At 65.8% G+C, this 18,960-nt stretch carries 24 protein-coding genes and 1 tRNA gene; 11 read left to right on the top strand and 14 right to left on the bottom strand.

The genetic code is table 11. The features are described 5' to 3' along the window. Nucleotides 1-10: 10 nt before the first annotated feature. Both FSZ31_RS04555 and astD read left to right on the top strand, forming a co-directional pair. Nucleotides 11-1,435: a protein adenylyltransferase SelO family protein gene (locus FSZ31_RS04555; protein ID WP_147121832.1), complete on the top strand. Its 1,425-nt coding sequence runs from the start codon at nt 11-13 to the stop codon at nt 1,433-1,435. Nucleotides 1,436-1,805: 370 nt separating this feature from the next. Further along, nucleotides 1,806-3,248, top strand: coding sequence for a succinylglutamate-semialdehyde dehydrogenase (gene astD, locus FSZ31_RS04550; protein ID WP_147121831.1), 1,443 nt, complete (start codon nt 1,806-1,808; stop codon nt 3,246-3,248). Nucleotides 3,249-3,436: 188 nt separating this feature from the next. On the opposite strand, the gene FSZ31_RS04545 is transcribed toward astD, so the two are convergent. Next, complete coding sequence (locus FSZ31_RS04545) at nt 3,437-4,969, bottom strand: replicative DNA helicase (protein ID WP_147121830.1); 1,533 nt, start codon at nt 4,967-4,969, stop codon at nt 3,437-3,439. A gap of 116 nt (nt 4,970-5,085) precedes the next feature. On the opposite strand from FSZ31_RS04545, the gene FSZ31_RS04540 reads away from it, so the two are divergent. From FSZ31_RS04540 to FSZ31_RS04515, 6 genes are all read left to right on the top strand, one after another. After that, nucleotides 5,086-5,565, top strand: a complete 480-nt coding sequence (locus tag FSZ31_RS04540) for a UPF0262 family protein (protein ID WP_147121829.1) — start codon at nt 5,086-5,088, stop codon at nt 5,563-5,565. A 13-nt stretch (nt 5,566-5,578) separates the two neighbouring features. Then, nucleotides 5,579-6,268 (top strand): glycoside hydrolase family 25 protein, encoded by a 690-nt coding sequence (locus tag FSZ31_RS04535; protein ID WP_147121828.1) that lies wholly within the window; start codon nt 5,579-5,581, stop codon nt 6,266-6,268. After that, a complete protein-coding gene (locus FSZ31_RS04530; RefSeq protein ID WP_147121827.1) occupies nt 6,265-6,738 on the top strand; it encodes a cytidine deaminase in 474 nt (157 codons plus the stop codon). The genes FSZ31_RS04535 and FSZ31_RS04530 overlap by 4 nt, the downstream gene beginning before the upstream one ends. 19 nt (nt 6,739-6,757) lie before the next feature. Continuing rightward, the gene (gene dcd, locus FSZ31_RS04525) at nt 6,758-7,312 is read left to right on the top strand and encodes a dCTP deaminase (protein ID WP_147121826.1); all 555 of its coding nucleotides are present in this window, start codon (nt 6,758-6,760) and stop codon (nt 7,310-7,312) included. A gap of 81 nt (nt 7,313-7,393) precedes the next feature. Beyond that, nucleotides 7,394-7,903 (top strand): DoxX family protein, encoded by a 510-nt coding sequence (locus FSZ31_RS04520; RefSeq protein WP_201739118.1) that lies wholly within the window; start codon nt 7,394-7,396, stop codon nt 7,901-7,903. A 78-nt stretch (nt 7,904-7,981) separates the two neighbouring features. Then, entirely contained in the window at nt 7,982-8,785 is an 804-nt protein-coding gene (locus tag FSZ31_RS04515; protein ID WP_147121825.1) for a metallophosphoesterase family protein, read from the top strand. Between the two features lie 4 nt (nt 8,786-8,789). On the opposite strand, the gene FSZ31_RS04510 is transcribed toward FSZ31_RS04515, so the two are convergent. The 4 genes from FSZ31_RS04510 to FSZ31_RS04495 all read right to left on the bottom strand — a co-directional run bounded on the left by FSZ31_RS04510 (nt 8,790) and on the right by FSZ31_RS04495 (nt 11,961). Further along, nucleotides 8,790-10,184 (bottom strand): HAMP domain-containing sensor histidine kinase, encoded by a 1,395-nt coding sequence (locus FSZ31_RS04510; protein ID WP_147121824.1) that lies wholly within the window; start codon nt 10,182-10,184, stop codon nt 8,790-8,792. Further along, nucleotides 10,181-10,915 carry a response regulator gene (locus FSZ31_RS04505; protein ID WP_147121823.1) on the bottom strand — a complete coding sequence of 245 codons (735 nt, stop codon included), beginning with the start codon at nt 10,913-10,915 and terminating at the stop codon, nt 10,181-10,183. The genes FSZ31_RS04510 and FSZ31_RS04505 overlap by 4 nt, the downstream gene beginning before the upstream one ends. 156 nt (nt 10,916-11,071) lie before the next feature. Beyond that, nucleotides 11,072-11,716 carry a dockerin type I domain-containing protein gene (locus FSZ31_RS04500; RefSeq protein WP_161595944.1) on the bottom strand — a complete coding sequence of 215 codons (645 nt, stop codon included), beginning with the start codon at nt 11,714-11,716 and terminating at the stop codon, nt 11,072-11,074. A 171-nt stretch (nt 11,717-11,887) separates the two neighbouring features. Continuing rightward, a tRNA-Gly gene (locus tag FSZ31_RS04495) sits at nt 11,888-11,961 on the bottom strand. A gap of 109 nt (nt 11,962-12,070) precedes the next feature. Here FSZ31_RS04495 and dinB point away from each other — a divergent pair. The 3 genes from dinB to FSZ31_RS04480 all read left to right on the top strand — a co-directional run bounded on the left by dinB (nt 12,071) and on the right by FSZ31_RS04480 (nt 14,576). Beyond that, nucleotides 12,071-13,234: a DNA polymerase IV gene (dinB, locus tag FSZ31_RS04490; RefSeq protein WP_147121821.1), complete on the top strand. Its 1,164-nt coding sequence runs from the start codon at nt 12,071-12,073 to the stop codon at nt 13,232-13,234. 2 nt (nt 13,235-13,236) lie between these two features. After that, a complete protein-coding gene (locus FSZ31_RS04485; protein ID WP_147121820.1) occupies nt 13,237-13,758 on the top strand; it encodes a DUF421 domain-containing protein in 522 nt (173 codons plus the stop codon). A 134-nt stretch (nt 13,759-13,892) separates the two neighbouring features. Continuing rightward, the gene (locus FSZ31_RS04480) at nt 13,893-14,576 is read left to right on the top strand and encodes a CDP-alcohol phosphatidyltransferase family protein (protein WP_236643659.1); all 684 of its coding nucleotides are present in this window, start codon (nt 13,893-13,895) and stop codon (nt 14,574-14,576) included. A 4-nt stretch (nt 14,577-14,580) separates the two neighbouring features. Here FSZ31_RS04480 and FSZ31_RS04475 read toward each other — a convergent pair whose 3' ends face one another. From FSZ31_RS04475 to FSZ31_RS04435, 9 genes are all read right to left on the bottom strand, one after another. After that, a complete protein-coding gene (locus tag FSZ31_RS04475) occupies nt 14,581-15,180 on the bottom strand; it encodes an HD domain-containing protein (protein ID WP_147121819.1) in 600 nt (199 codons plus the stop codon). A 54-nt stretch (nt 15,181-15,234) separates the two neighbouring features. Beyond that, the gene (locus tag FSZ31_RS04470) at nt 15,235-15,477 is read right to left on the bottom strand and encodes a GIY-YIG nuclease family protein (protein ID WP_147121818.1); all 243 of its coding nucleotides are present in this window, start codon (nt 15,475-15,477) and stop codon (nt 15,235-15,237) included. Between the two features lie 436 nt (nt 15,478-15,913). After that, a complete protein-coding gene (locus tag FSZ31_RS04465) occupies nt 15,914-16,111 on the bottom strand; it encodes a hypothetical protein (protein ID WP_147121817.1) in 198 nt (65 codons plus the stop codon). 28 nt (nt 16,112-16,139) lie between these two features. Beyond that, entirely contained in the window at nt 16,140-16,544 is a 405-nt protein-coding gene (locus FSZ31_RS04460; RefSeq protein WP_147121816.1) for a hypothetical protein, read from the bottom strand. Continuing rightward, nucleotides 16,541-16,837 (bottom strand): hypothetical protein, encoded by a 297-nt coding sequence (locus FSZ31_RS04455; RefSeq protein ID WP_147121815.1) that lies wholly within the window; start codon nt 16,835-16,837, stop codon nt 16,541-16,543. The genes FSZ31_RS04460 and FSZ31_RS04455 overlap by 4 nt, the downstream gene beginning before the upstream one ends. Continuing rightward, entirely contained in the window at nt 16,837-17,490 is a 654-nt protein-coding gene (locus tag FSZ31_RS04450; protein WP_147121814.1) for a glycoside hydrolase family protein, read from the bottom strand. Before FSZ31_RS04450 ends, FSZ31_RS04455 begins: the two co-directional genes overlap by 1 nt. Further along, a complete protein-coding gene (locus FSZ31_RS04445) occupies nt 17,487-17,978 on the bottom strand; it encodes a hypothetical protein (protein ID WP_147121813.1) in 492 nt (163 codons plus the stop codon). The genes FSZ31_RS04450 and FSZ31_RS04445 overlap by 4 nt, the downstream gene beginning before the upstream one ends. Then, complete coding sequence (locus FSZ31_RS04440; RefSeq protein WP_147121812.1) at nt 17,975-18,457, bottom strand: hypothetical protein; 483 nt, start codon at nt 18,455-18,457, stop codon at nt 17,975-17,977. The genes FSZ31_RS04445 and FSZ31_RS04440 overlap by 4 nt, the downstream gene beginning before the upstream one ends. A gap of 69 nt (nt 18,458-18,526) precedes the next feature. Continuing rightward, nucleotides 18,527-18,946 (bottom strand): hypothetical protein, encoded by a 420-nt coding sequence (locus FSZ31_RS04435; RefSeq protein ID WP_147121811.1) that lies wholly within the window; start codon nt 18,944-18,946, stop codon nt 18,527-18,529. Nucleotides 18,947-18,960: the final 14 nt, after the last annotated feature.

Raw genomic sequence — 18,960 nt, 5'->3', positions numbered from 1 at the left:
ATATCGCCCGATGACCGCCGATAGACAAGCACAGACCTACGCGCCGCGCCGAACCATCCTCGAACTCGCCGAGATGATCGGCGAACCGGTGACCGCCGCCGCCTTTCCCGAGGCGACGCTGCGCTGGCGCAACGACCGCGCGGCGCACGGGGTTGGCCTCGAAAACCTGACCGATGCCAAGTGGTTGGCGCATTTCGGACGCTTCGAACCGTTGCCCGGAAGTCTCGAAGTGCCGCTCGCCCTGCGCTATCACGGGCACCAGTTCCGCGTGTACAATCCCGACATCGGCGACGGGCGCGGATTCCTTTTCGCGCAACTCACCGGCGACCGCTGCCGCCTGCTCGACCTCGGCACCAAGGGATCGGGCACGACGCCGTACAGCCGCAGCGGCGACGGCCGGCTGACGCTGAAGGGCGCGGTGCGCGAATTGCTCGCGAGCGAAATGCTCGAAGCGCTTGGCGTGACGACCAGCCGGACCTTCTCGATCGTCGAGACGCACGAGGAGCTGTGGCGCGGCGACGAACCGTCACCGACGCGATCGGCGGTGCTCGTGCGCCTCAGCCACGGCCATATCCGCATCGGCTCGTTCCAGCGGCTGGCGCACCAGGGCGACGCGGCGGGCATGCAGCGGCTGGCGCGCTATTGCCTCGTCCACCTGCACGGCCACGATGCCGACACGGTCGCGGGCCTCGACGACCAGGCGCTCGCCGGGGCGCTGCTGACCGAGCTGGTCGCGCGCGCCGCCGATCTCGTCGCGAGCTACATGGCGGCCGGCTTCGTCCACGGCGTGCTCAACACCGACAATATCGCGATCACCGGCGAGAGCTTCGATTACGGGCCGTGGCGCTTCGCGCCCAACTGGGCGCCCGCCTTCACCGCCGCCTATTTCGACCATAACGGTCTGTATTCGTTCGGACGCCAGCCCGAGGCGCTCCACTGGAATTGCGCGCAGCTCGCCATCGCGCTGCGGACGATCGCCGAGGCACCGCCGATGATCGCGATCCTCGAAGGCTTTGCCGATGCCTATCGCGCCGCGTTCGTCGCGCGTTTCCTGTGGCGGCTCGGCGTCGCGTCGCGCGGCTTCGACGACGATCTCGCGCTGGTCGCGGCCGCCGAGGCGATGATGGTCGCGACCGCGATGCCGATCGCCGATTTTTTCTTTGCCTATGCTGCCGGGCGCGGCGCGACGGGCGAGGCCGAGCGCGGTGAATTCGAGGGGATGCTGGCGGCCTATCGCCCGGCGCGCAATCTCGATGCGCCCTATTGGGCGTGCGCCACGTCGCAATCGATGCTGATCGACGAGGTCGAGGCGATCTGGGCAGCGATCGCCGAGCATGACGACTGGCAGCCGCTGATGGCCAAGGTCGCGGCGGTGCGCGACATGGGCGCGGCGATGGGTCGATTTGTTCCATCGGCCAGCGTCGGTCCTGAGTAGGCGCGAAAGCGCCCGGGCGGGCAGGGCCCTTCGATACGCGCCTTTGGCGCTACTCAGGGCAAACGGGCTTGGGGGAACGGGTAAGGATAATCGCGTCTGTGATGGCATCTTGGGTAACCTACGACCCAAACGCCTCCCACCAACCTCCGTTCGTCCTGAGTAGGCTCGCAGAGCCGTATCGAAGGACTGCGCGGCGCGCCTTTGCCGCTCCTCAGGGCGAACGGGTTTGGTGAGGGAATTGCGGCAGGACGTTGAACGCTACCGCGCGCGCACCTAATTGTCCTATTGGAACTACATCGCTCGGCCCGCTATGGAGGGGGCGGTCGCCTACCCGCCAGCTCACCAGCCCGCCCACCAGCCAGGATGCCGCATGACAGCCGAACTGATTTCGCACGAACCCGCAACGGGCGCCGAACTGTGGCGCGGGCCGATCGGTGATGTCGATGCCGAGGTGGCCGCGGCGCGCGGCGCATGGTCCGAATGGGCCGCGCAGCCATTCACCTATCGCGCCGAAACGATGCGCCGTTTTGCCAATGCGGTGAAGGCCGATGGCGACGAACTCGCCGACCTGATCGCGCGCGAAACCGGCAAGCCGTTATGGGAAGCGCAGACCGAGGTCGCATCGACCGCGAACAAGGTCGACATCTCGATCAAGGCGCATTCGGAACGCACCGGCCAACGCCGCGGCGAAGGCGCGATGAAGACGCGAACCGCGGTCCGGCACAAGCCGCACGGCGTGCTCGCCGTCCTCGGCCCGTATAATTTCCCCGCGCATCTGCCCAACGGCCACATCGTTCCCGCGCTGCTGGCGGGCAATACGGTGGTGTTCAAGCCATCGGAAAAGACCCCCGCGGTAGGCGAGAAACTCGTGTCGCTCTATCGCGCGGCGGGCGTTCCCGAAGGCGCGGTGCGGCTGATGATCGGCGGCCCCGCCGAGGGCAAGGCGCTCGCCAACCACGACGGGATCGACGGGCTGTTGTTCACCGGCTCGGCGCGCACCGGCCTCATTTTGAACCGTGCCTTTGCCGACAAGCCGGGCAAGATCCTCGCTCTCGAAATGGGCGGCAACAATCCGATCATCGTCTGGGACACGCCCGATATCGCGACCGCCGCGGTGCTCGTCGTCCAGTCGGCGTTCCTGTCGGCGGGCCAGCGCTGTTCGAACGCGCGCCGCCTGATCGTCCGCGACAGCATGTACGATGCGCTGATCAAGGAAGTGTCGGCGCTCGCCGGGCGGCTGATCATCGATCATCCGCACGCCGACCCCGCGCCGTTCATGGGGCCGGTGATCGACAACGAGACCGCCGAGGGGTTGATGGAAAGCTTCCTCTTCCTGCTGTCGAATGGTGGCAAGGCGATCCGCCACATGATCCGCCCCGACGAGACCAAGCCGTTCCTGACGCCGGGCATCATCGACGTCACCGAACTGGCCGAGCGCCCCGATATCGAGCTGTTCGGACCGCTGCTCCAGGTTGTCCGCGTCGAGACGTTCGAACAGGCGATCCTCGAGGCGAACGCCACGCGTTTCGGCCTGTCGGCGGCGCTGATCGGCGGCAGCCCGCAGCAATACGACCAGTTCTGGGCGAACATCCGCGCCGGCGTGGTCAACTGGAACCGCCCAACCAACGGCGCTTCGTCCGACGCGCCGTTCGGCGGCATCGGCCTTAGCGGCAATCACCGGCCGAGCGCCTATTATGCCGCCGATTATTGCGCCTTTCCCGTCGCCTCGAACGAGGCCGAGAGCCTGCGTGCATCGATCGGCGTCGGGCTGAAGCCGACCGAGGCCGAGGTGAAGGCGGCGGCGCAGGAATGAACTCCTGCCCTCTCCCCTTCAGGGGAGAGGAGCGAGACTTGTGAGCGGAGCGAATTAGTCGCAGCGGAGAGGGGCGAGGGCCGCGCCTCGATCACGCCGATGCGCCCCGCCAGCCCCTCTCCACTACGCTAGGGCAGCAAGCTGCCGAGCTTCGTTGCCTCTCCCCTGAAGGGGAGAGGGTGGATGGGTCAATCGTAGGTCACGCCCTGGTAGCCGTCGTCGACGAGGTCGCTGAAGCGCGTGATCTTGGGCTCGAACTTCATCTTTACCTTGCCGGTCGAGCCGTGGCGCTGTTTGGCGACGATCAGCTCGGCGAGGCCGAAGACGCGTTCCATTTCGAGCGCCCAGGCCTCGTGGTCGGCGTGGACCTTGACGTCGTCGCTGTCGATCGGCCGCTTGGGCTCGCGCGCGGCGACATAATAATCCTCGCGGAAGACGAACAGGACGATGTCGGCGTCCTGCTCGATCGAACCCGATTCGCGCAGATCCGAAAGCTGTGGGCGCTTGTCCTCGCGCTGCTCGACCGCGCGTGACAGCTGCGACAGTGCGAGCACCGGCACGCCCAATTCCTTGGCAAGCGTCTTCAATCCGCGCGAGATTTCCGAAATCTCGTTGACGCGGTTGTCGTTCGCCTTGCCCGAACCCTGGAGCAGCTGGAGGTAATCGACGACGATCAGGCCGATATCGTGCCGCCGCGACAGCCGCCGGGCGCGGGTGCGCAACGCGGCGATCGTCAGCGCTGGCGTATCGTCGATGAACAGCGGCAGTGTCTGGAGATCCTGTGACGCGCGGCTGAGCGACTGGAAGTCATCGCGGCTGATCTTGCCCATGCGCAGCGCTTCGCCCGAAATCCCCGATTGCTCGGCGAGGATACGCGTCGCGAGCTGGTCGGCCGACATTTCGAGACTGAAGAACGCGACCTTGGCGCCCATGTTCTTGTCGCGTTCGATCCCGTCGTCCTCGTCGCGGCGAAAACGCTGCGCAGCGTTGAACGCGATGTTGGTGGCGAGCGCGGTCTTGCCCATGCCGGGACGGCCGGCGAGGATGAGAAGGTCGGAGCCGTGCAGGCCGCCGATCTTCTGGTTGATGCTGGTCAGGCCGGTGGTGATGCCCGACAGGTGGCCGCCCGAATTGAGCGCGCGCTCGGCGATCTTGACCGCTTCGGTCGTCGCCTGCGCGAAGCTCTTGACCTTGCCGAGCTCCATGTCGCCGCCCGAGACGCGATAGAGCGCGCTTTCGGCCTCCTCGATCTGGCCGCGCGGATCGACCGATTCGCTCGTGTCCATCGCGTCGCTGACGAGCTGTCGCCCGACCGAGACGAGCTCGCGCAGCAGCGCGAGGTCGAAAATCTGCTGGGCGAAATCGCGCGCACCGATGAGGCCGGCGCCCGAGCCGGTCAATTGCGCCAGATAGCCCGTCCCGCCGACCGCCTTCATCGCCTCGTCGGCCTCGAAGAACGGCTTCAGCGTCACCGGCGTGACGGTCATGTTGCGGTCGAGCAGCGTCATCAGCTGGGTGAAGATGCGGCCATGGAGTGGCTCGAAGAAATGCACCGCGTTGAGCGGCACGGGCAGGTCCTCGGCAACGCGGTTGTCGATCAGGATCGCGCCGATCAGCGCGGCCTCGGCCTCGATATTGTGCGGCAGTTCGCGCACTTCGTCGCCCGAATCGGCGTGGCGTTCGGCGGCAAGGCGGACGATTTCTGGAACGGCGGTGCTCATCGCGATCTTATCGCGCGCCTCGCCTGCCCGATGCAAGGCTGGCGGCCCCCTGTGGAACGATTGTGGATAAGTTTGCACCCTTGCCCCCACCGCTGCGGCAAGGCATTGCCGCAAGCGTGAGCCAGCACCGCCTTATCGCCATCGATCTCGACGATGCATCGATCCTGCGCCGCAACGCCGATATCGAGCGCGAGCGCAGCGTTGCGATGTTCGATCTGCTCGAAAACAACAGCTTTGCGCCGTGCCGCAGCGTCGCACAGGGGCATGACGGTCCGTATCGCCTGCAGCTGTCGGTCCGCGAGGGGCGGCTGACGATGGCCATATCGCGCGAGGACGAGACGCCGCTCGAGACCGTCATCCTTGCGCTCGGCGGCTTCCAGCGGACGATCCGCGACTATTTCGCGATCTGCGAATCCTATTACCAGGCGATCGCGCAGGGCGGCGCCGCGCGCGTCGAGACGGTCGACATGGCGCGGCGCGGCATCCACGACAGCGCGGCGGAAAAGCTGCGCGAGCGGCTCGACGGCAAGATCGCTATCGACCATGCCACCGCGCGGCGGCTGTTCACGCTGATCTCTGTCCTGCACATCCGATGACGGGTCCCCTCGCATGACCGTATCGCGGCGCGCCCGGCGCTGGGCGATCGTCCTTGTCGTGCTGCTCGGTGCGGCGCTGGCGGCGGCGTATGTATATGCCCGGCAATGGCGGCCCGACCGTGCCGCCTATCCGGTCCAGGGCGCGACGCTGGGCGCGGCCAACGGCGATATCGCGATGGGGCGGCTGCATGCGGCGGGCGTTGATTTCGCCTATTTCGACGCGAGCGACGGGGCCAGGTTCCACGACGCGAATTACGATGCCAACCGCGCCAAGGCGCGCGCCGCCGGCATGCGCTACGGCGCCGTCCACCACTACGAGCTGTGCGCGATGGCGAGCGAACAGGCGGCCAATTTCGCTCGCTACGTGCCGCGCGACCAGGGCATGTTGCCGCCGATCTTGCGGCTCGATTTCGCCGGTTGTGCCCGCCGCCCGACGCGCGCGCTGGTGCTCAGCGAGCTGACCACCTTCCTCGCGCAGGTCGAGGCGCATGCCGGCCTGCCGATGATGCTGATGCCCGACGCCGATTTCGAGGAGGCCTATCACATCAGCGCCGCGTTCGAACGCAGCGTCGGGGTGATCGGCGATTTTCGCGAGCCCGATTACGCCGCGCGCCACTGGGCGCTGTGGCAGGCGAGCGACTGGGCGCGGCTCGACGGGGTGGATGGCGCGGTGCGCTGGAATGTGGTTTATCCCGGGCCATGAATCAGTCCGCCCCCCCGACCGACCCGCACGCCCATCGCGCCCGCCTGATCGACGCAGCGCGCGCCGCCGCGGCGCATGCGCACGCCCCCTATTCGCGCTTTGGCGTCGGCGCGGCGCTGTTGCTCGACGATGGCGAGATCGTCGCTGGCTGCAATTTCGAAAATGCCAGTTACGGCCTGACCTTGTGCGCCGAGACCGTCGCGCTCGCCAGCGCCAACGCGGCGGGCCAGCTGCGCCAGGTCGTCGAGATCGGCATCATCGGCGGCGTGCTTTCCGACGGCGCGATCAGCGGCAGCGCGCCCGTGCGCCCGTGCGGCCGCTGCCGCCAGGTGCTCAACGAGGCGGGCCAGCTCGCCGGTCGCGACCTCATCGTCCATTGCGCATCGGCCGACGGCAGCGCGATCGAGACGCACCGCCTGTCCGACCTCCTTCCCCTGCCCTTCGGCCCCGCCGACCTGGGCCTCGCCTGACCGGAGACGTTATCCCGCCATGAGCATTCTGTCCGACAAATGGATTCGCGAACAAGCGACCGAGCACGCGATGATCGAACCGTTCGTCGAGGCGCAGCGGCGCGACGGCTGTATCAGCTACGGCCTGTCCTCCTATGGCTATGACGCGCGCGTCGCCGACGAGTTCAAGATATTCACCAACGTCGATTCGTCGATCGTCGATCCGAAGAATTTCGATCCCAACAGCTTCGTCGACCGCAAGACCGATTGCTGCATCATCCCGCCGAACAGCTTTGCGCTGGCGCGGACGGTCGAATATTTCCGCGTGCCGCGCGACGTGCTCGTCATCTGCCTCGGCAAGTCGACCTATGCGCGCTGTGGGATCATCGTCAACGTAACGCCTCTGGAACCCGGTTGGGAGGGGCATGTAACGCTCGAATTTTCCAACACGACGCCGCTGCCGGCAAAAATCTATGCCAACGAAGGCGCCTGCCAGTTCCTGTTCCTCAAGGGCAACGAGCCGTGCGAGACGAGCTATGCCGACCGCGCGGGCAAATATATGGGCCAGCAGGGCGTGACGCTGCCCAAGCTCTAGCGCGGGCTCTAGCGCCACGACGCAACCGAATGCGAACCAAGTCGTTACACAGGCAGAAGGATCGCAACAGGGAGAGATAACGTGGCTGCACTGGGAACACTTTTCGCCTTTATCGGCCGGATCGGCCTGTCGCTGATCTTCATATTGTCGGGCGTCGGCAAGCTGATGAATCCCGAAGCGACCAACAGTTACATCGCGAGCAACCCCTATCTATCCTCGATGGGCTTCCTGCCGATGGCATGGGGCATCGGCCTGTTCGAACTGGTCGCGGGTGTGTTCATCCTGATCGGCTTCATGACGCGATTGACCTCGCTGCTGCTCGCCGGTTTCACGATCCTCGCCGCATTGTTCTTCCACAACGACTTCGGCGATCCGATGCAGCAGGCCAATTTCCTGAAGAACATCGCTATCGCGGGCGGCTTCCTTGTCCTGTTCGCCTATGGCAACACGCGTTCGAGCCTCGATTCCTATCGCGCGGCGCGCAAGGACCAGGCCGACCGCACGGTCGTCCACGAACGCGTCGTCCATGACGAGGCGCTCGGCAACGACCCCGTCGTCGTGACCGACCGCACAACGACGCGACACGACTGACTGGCGACCCTCCCACTGCTTGCATGAACGGTGCGCTGCCCCGTATAGGGCGGCGTTTCCGTATGGATAATTGACCCGATGATCGCGCGACTCTTCAAGTCGAAACGACCCCCTGCCCGCGCCCGCCCGAGCGTGCCCGATGGGCGGCGCGTGTACGCGATCGGCGACATCCACGGCCGCCACGACCTGCTCGTCGACCTGCTCGGCCAGATCGAGGACGACGACCGCAGCCGCGGCGCGGCGCAGACGACGATCGTCTTCCTCGGCGACCTGGTCGATCGCGGGCCCGACTCGCGCAGCGTCATCGAGACCGCCAAGGTGCTTGCCGAGAGCGAGATCGATGTTCGCTTCATCGCGGGCAACCACGAGGAAGTGTTTCTCCTGGCCGCGTCGGGCGATGCCAAGGCGACCAAGTTCTTCACCAAGATCGGCGGTCGCGAGACGATCCTGAGCTACCCGATTGCGGCCGAGGAATACGGCCTGCTCGAGCACAAGCAGCTCGCGCAGCGGCTGCTGACGCTGATCCCGCGCGATCATGTCGATTTCGTCGCCGGGTTCGAGGACATGGTGACGATCGGCGATTACCTGTTCGTCCATGCCGGCATCCAGCCCGGCCGCGCGCTCGACGATCAGCGCGGCGAGCACCTGCGCTGGATCCGCGACGAGTTCCTCGACGACGAGCGCGACCACGGCAAGGTCGTCGTCCACGGCCACACGATCTGCGAGGACGTCGAGATTTTCGACAACCGCATCGGCATCGATACCGGCGCCTATTGCAACGGCCGACTGACCGCGATCGGGCTCGAAGGCACTGAACGCTGGTTCCTCGGCGCGATCGGCGAAGAGCACCGCGAATGGCGCAGCGAAGGCGCCCGCGGCTAAGCGATCAGCGACTTCCGCCGGGCAGGTCTATCCGCGCGATCAATCCGCCGGCGTGCGCGTTCTCCAGCACCAGCCGCCCGCCTTCGTGTTCGACGATCGTCCGCGCGATGGCGAGGCCAAGGCCGGCGCCGCCGGTCTCGCGGTTGCGCGAGCTTTCGTCGCGCGCGAACGGCTCGACCAGCTCGGCGATCCGATCGGCGGGGATGCCCGGCCCGTCATCGGCGACGACGATCGCGACCTTGTCGGCGATTGTTTCGACCGAGAGCCGGGCCCGCGTGCCGTATTTGAGCGCATTGTCGACCAGGTTGCGGATCGCCCGCGCGAGCAGGTCGCGGCGCACCACGGCGATCGTCGCGGGACTGTCGCGGAAGGCGACGTCGCAATCCATGTCGCGATAATCCTGGGCGAGTGCATCGGCGAGCGCGGCAAGATCGGTCGCGGCGGGCTGTTCGAGCGAGCGGCCGGCGCGCGCCAGCGAGAGAATGTCGTCGAGCATCGCGGTGATCGATTCGATGCTGTCGATCATCCGCTGGCGCAGCGTATCGTCGGCGACGCTCTCGACGCGGACGCGCATCGACGCGAGCGGGGTGCGCAAATCATGGCCGATCGCGCCGAGCATCCGGTCCTTGTCGGCAAGCATCGCCGCGATCCGGTCGCGCATTGCGTTGAACCCGGCGATGAGATCGCGGACGTCGCCGGGGCCGCTGGTCGCAACGGGTTCGGGTCGGGCAAAGCCGACGGGTTCATCCATCGCGCGCGACAGCCGCTTGATCGGTTGCGACACGCGCCAGCCCATCCACAGGATCGGTCCAAGCAGCAGCAGGTAGATCAGCAGCGTCTGGACGACGAGGACGGTCGGGAAGCGGTGTTCGGGATACCAGACGAAGCTCCGCGCCACGACCCAGCGACCGTCGTCCATCCGCGCTGCGACGCGCACGACGCGCCCGACATGGCGGCTGTGCAGGACGATGCGCGCGGGTACATCGTCGATCTGCGTGACGCTGCGCACTTCGCCGAAGCTATAGGGCGAGGTGGCGAGGATCGCCGCGACGCGGCTCGACAAGGCGGGCCAGCGGTCGGTTTCAAGCCCCGGAGGGGGCGCGGGCAGGATCCGGACACGGCCGCGCGGTCCGTGGCCGGGCTGGCCATGCATCATGGTGGCACGATTGACGGGGCGCCGTGACGCCTGGCCGACGTCACTCGCATCGCGTTCGACCGCGCCGATGATCCGCGCCGCGCTGATCCCCGATATCTCGGAAATACGCGCCTCGTCGCGCGACGCCATCAGGAGGAACATGCTCAGCCCCTGAGCGATGAACAGCGCCAGTGCGGTGACGAGCAGCAACTGGCCGACCATGCTGCGCGGCCACAACGGCACGCGCCGTGTCGCCGCGCTCATGACGGATCGATCCGGGTGACCGAGGCGGCGAGCATATAGCCCCCGCCCCAGACGGTCTTGATCACCTGCGGTTCGCGCGGGTCGATCTCGAGCTTCTTGCGCAGGCGGCTGATGCGATTGTCGATCGCGCGGTCGAACGCTTCGCTTTCGTCGCCGCCGGTGAGGTCGAGCAGGCGGTCGCGGCTCATCACCTGGCGCGGATGGCGGACGAGCACTTCGAGCAATTCGAATTCGCCGCTCGACAGCGCGACGCTCACCCCCTGCTGGTCGATCAGGGCGCGTTCGCCGGGCTTGAGCACCCAGCGGTCGAAGGCAAAGCCGCCGCCGCCGACGTTCGTCGCCACACCGCCGCGCGCGACGCGGCGCAGGATGACGGCGATCCGCGCGACGAGTTCGCGCGGGCTGAAGGGTTTGCTGATGTAATCGTCGGCACCGAGTTCGAGGCCGAGCACGCGATCAACCTCTTCGGTCCGCGCGGTCAGCAGGATGACGGGAATGTCGAACGCTTCGCGGATATGGCGCGCGAGGCTGAGGCCGTCCTCGCCGGGCATCATGATGTCGCAGATCGCGATGTCGAAGCCGAGCGCGCCGAGCAGCGTGCGCGCCTCGCTCGCATCGGCGGCGGCGCTGACGCTAAAGCCGCGATCGGCGAGATAGTCGGCGAGCGGTTCGCGAATCGAGCGCTCGTCCTCGACGAGAAGCACGCGCACGGGTGACGGGCTGTCGGTCATGGCTGCGCAGCTATCATCGCGAACGGGTGGGTCATCGCTGTCCAATGGTCAAGAACGGGCATCATGATCGAGCGGCAGCGACCCCGTATGGGATCGCTGCCGTCGTCCTGTCCGGGCGGCTCGCAGGGGGACACAAGCCGCTCCGGGCAAATCGGGTTACTGGGCCGTACGCGCCTTGCGCTCTGCCATGTGCTTGGCGCGCATGGCGTCCATTTCGGCCTTGGTCACGACACCGTTCTTGTCGGTGTCGAGCATGTCGAAATGCTGGGCGGCTGCAGCGCGGGCCTCGGCCAGCGTCACGGCCTGGTCCTTGTTGGCGTCGGCCATGCCGAGCATGCCCATGCCGCCACCGCGATGGCCGCCCACCTTGCCGCCATGGCCGGCCATCATGCCGCGATGACCGCCGCGGCGTTTGCCCATGGCGTGTTCGCTATCATTGCCAGCCTCGGCGCGCATCTGTTCGCGCTTGGCCATGCGCGCGGCGTGCGCGGCATCCCATTCGGCGCGGCTGATGCTGCCGTCCTTGTTGGCGTCGAGTGCGTCCCACTTTTTCGCGCGCATCTGTGTCTGCATTGCCGCGCGGTCGGCCTTGTCGATCTTGCCGTCCTTGTTGACGTCGCCATGCGCAAACATCGTATCGACGCTGGCCATCATTTCGGCGCGAGTGATCTGGCCGTCATTATTGGCGTCGACCTTGGCCATATGGCCGCGTGCGCCGTCGCCGTGTCCGGCCTGCGCATAGGCGATGCCGCCACTGGCGAGGAGGGCTGCGGCGCCCAGTCCCATAACGATCTTTTTCATGTCGGATTCTCCAAATAAAGCGTGCGACTGCTCAATGGGGGCAGCCCTGATGCTGTCGGTTATGCCGATGGGGTGTTGCACCATTATGCCATATCGCCGGGCAAATGTCGCAAAGTGTGGCAGGCTGGCCCAGCCACGGGGGCCGAAGCGATGCGCATAATCGGGAGAAAATGGAGCGGGTAGCGGGAATCGAACCCGCCTAGCTAGCTTGGAAGGCTAGTGCATTACCACTATGCTATACCCGCTCGGTGCCAAGCCGCGCCCGATTGGCACGCGCGTCGCGATGAATCAAGCGGGTCATCGCCCGATCGGTGCGCCGTTGAGAACGAAACAGGAACGTGATAGCGCGCGACGATGGCCGAAAGCGACTCCCCCGATCCCCCGACGCCGGCGCCGCAACGCAAGATCATCCATGTCGACATGGACGCCTTCTTCGCCAGCGTCGAACAGCGCGACGATCCTTCGCTGCGCGGCAAGCCCGTCGCGGTCGGCGGGTCGAAGGCGCGCGGCGTCGTCGCGGCGGCGAGCTACGAGGCGCGCAAGTTCGGCGTGCGATCGGCGATGCCATCGGTGACCGCGCTGAGGAAATGTCCCGAGCTGATCTTCGTGCGCGGCCGGTTCGACGCCTATCGCGAGGTGTCGGCGCAGATCCGGGCGATCTTCGCCGATTATGCCGACGAGGTCGAACCGCTGAGCCTCGACGAGGCGTATCTCGACGTCACCTCGGACAAGGCGGGGGTCGGCACCGCGACCGCGATCGCCGAGGCGATCCGCGCGCGGATCAAGGCCGAGACGCAGCTCACCGCCTCGGCCGGGGTGAGCTATTGCAAGTTCATCGCCAAGATGGCGTCGGACCAGAACAAGCCCGATGGCATCTGCGTCATTCCGCCGCACAGGGGTGCGGCCTTCGTCGCCAGCCTGCCGATCGGGCGCTTCCACGGCGTCGGCCCCAAGACCGCGGCGCGGATGAACGCGCTCGGCATCTTCACCGGCGCCGATCTTGTCGCCAAGGACCTCGTTTTCCTCGCGCAGCATTTCGGCAGCAGCGCCGAATGGTACTGGCGGATCTCGCGCGGGATCGACGATCGCAGCGTCAAATCGAACCGCATCCGCAAGAGCTGGGGCACCGAGCGGACATTCGACAGCGACCTGACAACCCGAGAGGAACTGAGCGAGGCGCTCGACCGCATCATCGCGATCAACTGGGATGGCTCGAGCGCGCGCGGGGTGCGCGGGCGGACTATCGTGCTCAAGGTGAAATACGCCGATTTCCGGACAATCACCCGGTCGCACTCGCTGCCGCACCCGGTTCCCGACCGCGCCACCTTTGCCGCCACCGCGCACGGCCTGCTCGCAGCATTGCTGCCCGTCGAGAAAGGCGTCCGGCTGCTCGGCGTGACGCTGGCGGGGCTCGTCCATGACGAGACGGCCGATGACCCGGCAGCGTCGTCAGAACCGCGCCTGCCGCTGCTGTTCGACGACGAGGCGGAACCAAACGCGGCCTCAATGGCTATTTAGCCATGTTCGGATTGCTCGAAATCTGGGAGCCGGTCGCGCGCGGCGGCGTCCTGACGGTCGTCGCGCTGGCGTGGATCGTCGCGCTCGTGCGCATCATCGGCCTGCGGTCGTTCTCCAAGATGACCAGTTTCGATTTCGTCGCGACCGTCGCGGCGGGTTCGCTGCTTGCCACCGCCGCGACGTCGGACAGCTGGCGCGCCTATGTGCAGGCGCTGGTGGCGCTCGGCGCGCTGTTTGCGGCGCAATACATCATGGCGCGGCTGCGCCGGTCGTCGGAAGCTTTTGCCGCTGGGGTCGAGAACGAGCCGCTGCTGCTGATGCGCGACGGCGTGATGATCGAGGCCGCGCTGGCCAAGAGCCGCGTCGCGCGCAGCGACGTTATCGCCAAACTGCGCGAGGCCAATGCGCTCGACCTGGCGAAGGTCCGTGCGGTCGTGCTCGAAACGACGGGCGATATTTCGGTTCTGCACGGCGACCGCATCGATGCGATATTGTTAGAGGGCGTCCATGGCACCAAGGCCTAGCCGCTTGACGCACCTGCGGCGAACGCCCACGCTCGGCGTCTAACACAGGTCATCGACCTGTTCGCCAGCCGCGCCGCGTTCTTCGACCGGGAGAACCAGCGCTTGGCCGGCACCGCCTTGCCCCTGGAGGATTTATGCCGGTCACGCCGACCGTTCGGATTCAGCACAATGTGCTCGCACTCAACGAGCGACGTTTGCTCACCTGGCTCGCGGCACGCATGCCCGGCTGGGCCACCCCCGACAAGCTCACCGCGCTCGGGCTGACTGGCGCCGGGGTGGTCGGGGCCGGCTACGCGCTGTCGAGCGTCGATCCCATGTGGCTGTGGCTTTCGATCGTCGGCTTTTTCATCAACTGGTTCGGCGATTCGCTCGACGGCAGCCTGGCGCGCTTTCGCAAGATCGAGCGCCCCTTGTTCGGCTATTTCATCGATCACAGCAGCGACGCGCTGGGCAACATGATGATCATGGCGGGGATCGGGGCGAGCCCGTTCGTCCGGATGGACGTCGCGCTGTTCGGCCTCGGCGCCTACCTGCTGCTGTCGATTCACACCTTCCTCGCCGCGCGCGTGGTCGCCGAGTTCCGCCTGTCGTATCTCGCCGCGGGACCGACCGAGCTCCGGCTGGTGCTGATCACGATGAGCCTGGTGATGCTGGCGACCGCGCCGGTCGGCCCGGTGCTGGGCCCGTTGAGCGGCTTCGACCTGTTCATCGGCGGCCTTGGCATCGTGCTGTTCGTATTGTTCATCGTGCAGACGCTGGCGACCGCCAGGAAGCTGCTCAACCGCGACGCAAGCAACCGCGATTCGAGGGCGGGCTGAGCGCTCAGCCCGATTCGGCGATTCCGCTGGCATAGACGCTCGTGCGCGGGCGTTCGAACAGCTGCATCACGAGCGGTTCGAAAAACGACAGCGGGGCGTGGTCGTAATCGGGATCGAACGCGGTCTGGTCGTATTTCGCGCAGAATTCTGCCGTCGCCTCGAAATGTTCGTGGCCGCGAAACGCCTCGCGCGCATCGCTGTCGAGACCGATGTAATCGAAGAAATAAGTGCCCTGGAAAATGCCGTGGTGCGCGGTGATCCAGTGAAGCTCCTCGCTGACGAACGGCTTGACGATCGCCGCGGCGATATCGGGATGGTTGTACGCGCCGAGCGTGTCGCCGATATCGTGGAGCAGCGCCATGACGACATAGTCGTCGGGCCGGCCGTCGCGGTGCGCGCGCGTCGCGGTCTGCAGGCTGTGCGTCAGCCGGTCGACCGGAAAGCCGCCATAATCGCCGTCGAGCAGCTTGAGATGGTCGAGCACGCGCCGCCCGCCACCGGGCGCGAATTCCTTGTAATGGCCTGCGATGATATCCCAGTCGGCCTGCGTCCCTTCGTCCATCGAACGGAACTGCGCGCGGGAATGGGGATCGGCATCGGCCATCGGGATTCTCCTCTGGGCGGGAGGATAGCATCGTTCGACAAAAGGCGGCAGATTTTAACGCAGATGTCGTTGGGCGAACGCCCGTCCGGATCCCGATTTTAGATAACGTTCAAACGCGGCGGCCACGGCAGGCGATTCAAAATGGTGTTTCGAAACGAGCGTCCATGGCCTGAATTTCGATGTGTGGGGCGACTGGCCAGCATTGTGGGCCGCGAGCCGCTTGTCGGGATCGGCACATAGGCCGGTATAAAACTGATCGGGACATCGTTCGCTGCGCAGGATGTAGACCCAGTTCATCGCGACATTATGCCGCGCCAACCCGCCGTCGCCAAGGCTTTGGCGGGCAGCCTTCGCTCCCGGTGCATGGCGATCTTTGTGATATCCAGCCTCCTGGGCTGGCTTGCCAGCCGAAGCTCCCGCAGGGAGCGTCTGGTCGAGAGGGCCCGCCGTCGCCAAGGCTTTGGCGGGCAGCCTTCGCTCCCGGTGCATGGCGATCTTTGTGATATCCAGCCTCTTGGGCTGGCTTGCCAGCCGAAGCTCCCGCAGGGAGCGAAGGCTGGTGGAGCCGAGGGGGATCGAACCCCTGACCTCTACACTGCCAGCGAAGCCCACCAACGCAAAACTGCGCCAAATCGCGAATTACCGCCGAGCCAAAGCGCGAACGAGGCGAGAACGAAAGATGAAACGCGGTAACTTTTACCGCGTTTTTACCGCGTCGCCTATTACCGGCAGGTCAACCGGATGGACGGGGGCCGCTACTAGCAGGCTCCCATTCGGCCGCGGCAGCGCGACACGATAGCGACGCCACCGCCGTGTCGCGCAACAGCCGGCACGCGGAATCCAGCTTGCGCGCCACCGCCTTGCCCCAGTCGTCGCGGGCGTCGATCACCGCCTCGTATGCCGCCTCGCTTTCCAGCGCCGCGGCCGTCATCTCGGGACGATCGGCACGCTCGAACAGGTCAGCAGGCAGGCTCAGGCTTACCCTTGGCGCGGGCTTGCTGGCGCAGCTCGATACAAACGCGGCTGCGCTGGCGAGCACCAGGAGCCGCATCGGGAAGGTTCTCAGTCGCATTCTCCAGTTCCTTTCGCTGTTGATCGTCGATTGCCTGTCCGGCCTTCAGTTCCTCGCGTCGGCGATCGTCGGCTTTCCGCTCGCGATCGCGTTGCAAGGCATCGGCCTTCGCCTGGGCGACGGCCTGCTCGGTCAGGAGGTCGTTGCGGCCGTCGTTGTAGATCGCCGTATATGCCCACCACAGGCCCAGGATGACGGCGAGCGCGATCAACCCCCACGATGCCGCCTTGGCGACCTTCTCGCTGCAGCGCTTGACCAGCCATGGACCCAGAACAGGAATCAGGAACATCACACGTCTCCCTTGGTGTCGTCGGTAGGAACGGGCTGGTCGGGCCTGTTCACCACGTTCACGTCCTGCGTTCCCTCGTCGCTTTTCTTCGTGAACCATGCGGCCATAGCGAGGCCGACGAGCCCCTGAACGACGATGGCTTGGGCAAGCGTCTTGAACAGGTCCGCCTCGGCCAGCGTCCGGTCCCGGTAGAGCATCCAGAGGACAATCCCGGTGAGGATGAAGATGCCCGCACCAGCGGTCCCGCTTGGCGAGAGGCGGCTGATCTGCTTGTCGAGGAACTGCCAAAAATCCATCAGTCGGTCCTCATCATTTCCGCAATTCGGTTTGCTCGGGCCGGCGTCTGCTTCGCCCATTTCGACGCCAGCATGTTATTCGCCGCGTCTGCGAACCTGCCGTCTGCGACCATGCCCAGCGTATTCTTGAAACCGGCAAGGCCAGCCGCGCCAAGCTGGAAGCACATCGATGTGAGCGCTACCATTCGAGGCGTATTGCCCTGCACCTTCGCCCATGCTCGCTTAAGTCCGCTGTTCGTTTCCAGATCCTTGATCTTGTCCGCGATGTCGTTGGCGAGCAGCATGTTGACCTCGCTATCGGTCAGCACCCACTGGCGCACCGCTTGCCCCCTGCGGCCAGGATTGTTGGCGAGCAGCTTTTCTTGCTCGGCTGGCGTTATCCGCCCACCCTTGCGCTCATCGATCAGCCTTCCGACGCCGATGGTCCAATAGCCGAGATGGTCCTTATATGCCTCATGGCGGACCCCCTCTTCACGGCGCAGATGGTCTGTCGCTGCCAGGATGAAATCGGCAGGCGCGCAGATGGCGGTAGCCTCGGACTGCCCCACCTCAATGCCAGCCTTGGCGATGATCGCCGCCGCCGTCGCGGGTCCTGGCACACCATCATCGGTTACGCCCGCCCACCGCTGAATGACTTTCCAATCTTCGCTCATATCGTCCAGCCTTTCGAATATTGCTTCGCGCCCTCGAGCGCCGCTGCCCACGCATCGCCGCCGACGCGCGCGGCCTCGATCAGTGCGAGGAATTTGGTCCGCACATCGGTCAAATCGCGATCGAGCCCGTCGAGCGCAGAACTCGTCCGCGTCAGGTCATTCGACGTCTTCGCCAGCTGGCGCTTGCACTCGCGGCAGCTGCGACTGTGTGCGTCGATCAGGACTTGCGCCTCTGCCAATTCCTGCCGCATCCGCTCGATGTCTGAGTGCGCGAGCGTCAACGCGGTCCGCTGGCGATCGAAGGTATCGACATAGAACTTGGTCGCGATCTCGATCCGCTTGGTTTCGGCGTCGACGTCGACTTCGTGGCGCTTGGTGTCGGTGTCACGCAACGTGCGGTACATCGCCGCGACGAACACCAAAACAGCGCCGATCACGCTGACGACTTGCGCCCAGGGCGGCAAAATCCCATCCCACAGGCGCGTCATTTGCCCTGCGCCCGACGCTTGGCGAGTATGCTGATCGCGCGCTCGCGCATCATGTCGCTAAAAAATTGTGCCTCGCCTGTGCCCTCCACCGTGTCGAGGATGCAGAAATCGACCAGAGCGTCGATATGGTCCTCGTAAGGCAGCCATCGGCGCGCTTTTTGCGCGAAATACTGCAGTCGCTTGCGGACCATCAGGAACACGCCCACCGTGGAAATGAGGATGCACAGCGACACGAATGTCCAGATGCTCGAAAAGTCTCCCGTGCCGGTGATGAATGTCCGCAACTGGAACACCAGCCCGCCCGCGGCAAAACCGCCGACCAGGACGAGCGGCCAGTCGCCGATGACGAACCTTTGGGTCGCAACGCGGACAATCGAGGGGATGCACATGAATAGGGCGATCGCGGCGAGCAGGAGGTAGGTGACGCGCACGCCGATGATGAACTGGGCGAGCAGGGTGAGCGTGGGCGCGGAGGTCAACACGACCGGCTCCGGCCCATGCTCGGGCATGGGGGAGTGGAGAGCATCGGAAATTCCTTTCGTCGGGCGTTACGGTGCTGGCGCGGGCTCTGGCGCTGGGACCGGATCGGGTGCGTAAAGCTGCGATGGCGCCGGGTCGTCGCCAGCAACGGGCCATTCCGTCCCGCTCGGCGCTGCGAACCCGCCGACGCGCATCATCGCGCCGTAGATTGCCTCGAACCGCGCGCTGCCACCTTCGTTGGTTGACCAGCCCTGCCACTGGACATAGCGGGCCAGTTGCGCGGCCAGTATCTTCGCCGCCTGTGTCGCATCGCTTTTGCGCGCGAACACGATCTCGGCGATCGCGGGGAGCTTGTCGGTGAGGCCGATCTTGCCGCTCGCGGTCAGGATCATGTCGCGCAGTTCGACGGGCTGTTCGGCCAGTCCGCCGTCCGCGATGAACGACTGAATGACCATGTTGGCCTCTTCGTGGTTGGCTGGATAGTCCATCGTGTAATCCTTTC

The sequence above is a fragment of the Flavisphingopyxis soli genome, assembly GCF_007995095.1.
Lineage (GTDB): Bacteria > Pseudomonadota > Alphaproteobacteria > Sphingomonadales > Sphingomonadaceae > Flavisphingopyxis > Flavisphingopyxis soli.
The sequence above is the reverse complement of the archived record's forward strand: the minus strand, read 5'-3'. Positions and strand labels throughout refer to the sequence as shown.

Bases quoted from the DNA above. Each gene is read 5' to 3' on its own strand.
- FSZ31_RS04555 (WP_147121832.1), top strand. From the start codon at position 11: ATGACCGCCGATAGACAAGCACAGACCTACGCGCCGCGCCGAACCATC.
- astD (WP_147121831.1), top strand. From the start codon at position 1,806: ATGACAGCCGAACTGATTTCGCACGAACCCGCAACGGGCGCCGAACTG.
- FSZ31_RS04545 (WP_147121830.1), bottom strand. From the start codon at position 4,969: ATGAGCACCGCCGTTCCAGAAATCGTCCGCCTTGCCGCCGAACGCCAC.
- FSZ31_RS04535 (WP_147121828.1), top strand. From the start codon at position 5,579: ATGACCGTATCGCGGCGCGCCCGGCGCTGGGCGATCGTCCTTGTCGTG.
- FSZ31_RS04530 (WP_147121827.1), top strand. From the start codon at position 6,265: ATGAATCAGTCCGCCCCCCCGACCGACCCGCACGCCCATCGCGCCCGC.
- dcd (WP_147121826.1), top strand. From the start codon at position 6,758: ATGAGCATTCTGTCCGACAAATGGATTCGCGAACAAGCGACCGAGCAC.
- FSZ31_RS04515 (WP_147121825.1), top strand. From the start codon at position 7,982: ATGATCGCGCGACTCTTCAAGTCGAAACGACCCCCTGCCCGCGCCCGC.
- FSZ31_RS04510 (WP_147121824.1), bottom strand. From the start codon at position 10,184: ATGAGCGCGGCGACACGGCGCGTGCCGTTGTGGCCGCGCAGCATGGTC.
- FSZ31_RS04505 (WP_147121823.1), bottom strand. From the start codon at position 10,915: ATGACCGACAGCCCGTCACCCGTGCGCGTGCTTCTCGTCGAGGACGAG.
- FSZ31_RS04500 (WP_161595944.1), bottom strand. From the start codon at position 11,716: ATGAAAAAGATCGTTATGGGACTGGGCGCCGCAGCCCTCCTCGCCAGT.
- dinB (WP_147121821.1), top strand. From the start codon at position 12,071: ATGGCCGAAAGCGACTCCCCCGATCCCCCGACGCCGGCGCCGCAACGC.
- FSZ31_RS04485 (WP_147121820.1), top strand. From the start codon at position 13,237: ATGTTCGGATTGCTCGAAATCTGGGAGCCGGTCGCGCGCGGCGGCGTC.
- FSZ31_RS04480 (WP_236643659.1), top strand. From the start codon at position 13,893: ATGCCGGTCACGCCGACCGTTCGGATTCAGCACAATGTGCTCGCACTC.
- FSZ31_RS04475 (WP_147121819.1), bottom strand. From the start codon at position 15,180: ATGGCCGATGCCGATCCCCATTCCCGCGCGCAGTTCCGTTCGATGGAC.
- FSZ31_RS04470 (WP_147121818.1), bottom strand. From the start codon at position 15,477: ATGAACTGGGTCTACATCCTGCGCAGCGAACGATGTCCCGATCAGTTT.
- FSZ31_RS04465 (WP_147121817.1), bottom strand. From the start codon at position 16,111: ATGACGGCCGCGGCGCTGGAAAGCGAGGCGGCATACGAGGCGGTGATC.
- FSZ31_RS04455 (WP_147121815.1), bottom strand. From the start codon at position 16,837: ATGGATTTTTGGCAGTTCCTCGACAAGCAGATCAGCCGCCTCTCGCCA.
- FSZ31_RS04450 (WP_147121814.1), bottom strand. From the start codon at position 17,490: ATGAGCGAAGATTGGAAAGTCATTCAGCGGTGGGCGGGCGTAACCGAT.
- FSZ31_RS04445 (WP_147121813.1), bottom strand. From the start codon at position 17,978: ATGACGCGCCTGTGGGATGGGATTTTGCCGCCCTGGGCGCAAGTCGTC.
- FSZ31_RS04435 (WP_147121811.1), bottom strand. From the start codon at position 18,946: ATGGACTATCCAGCCAACCACGAAGAGGCCAACATGGTCATTCAGTCG.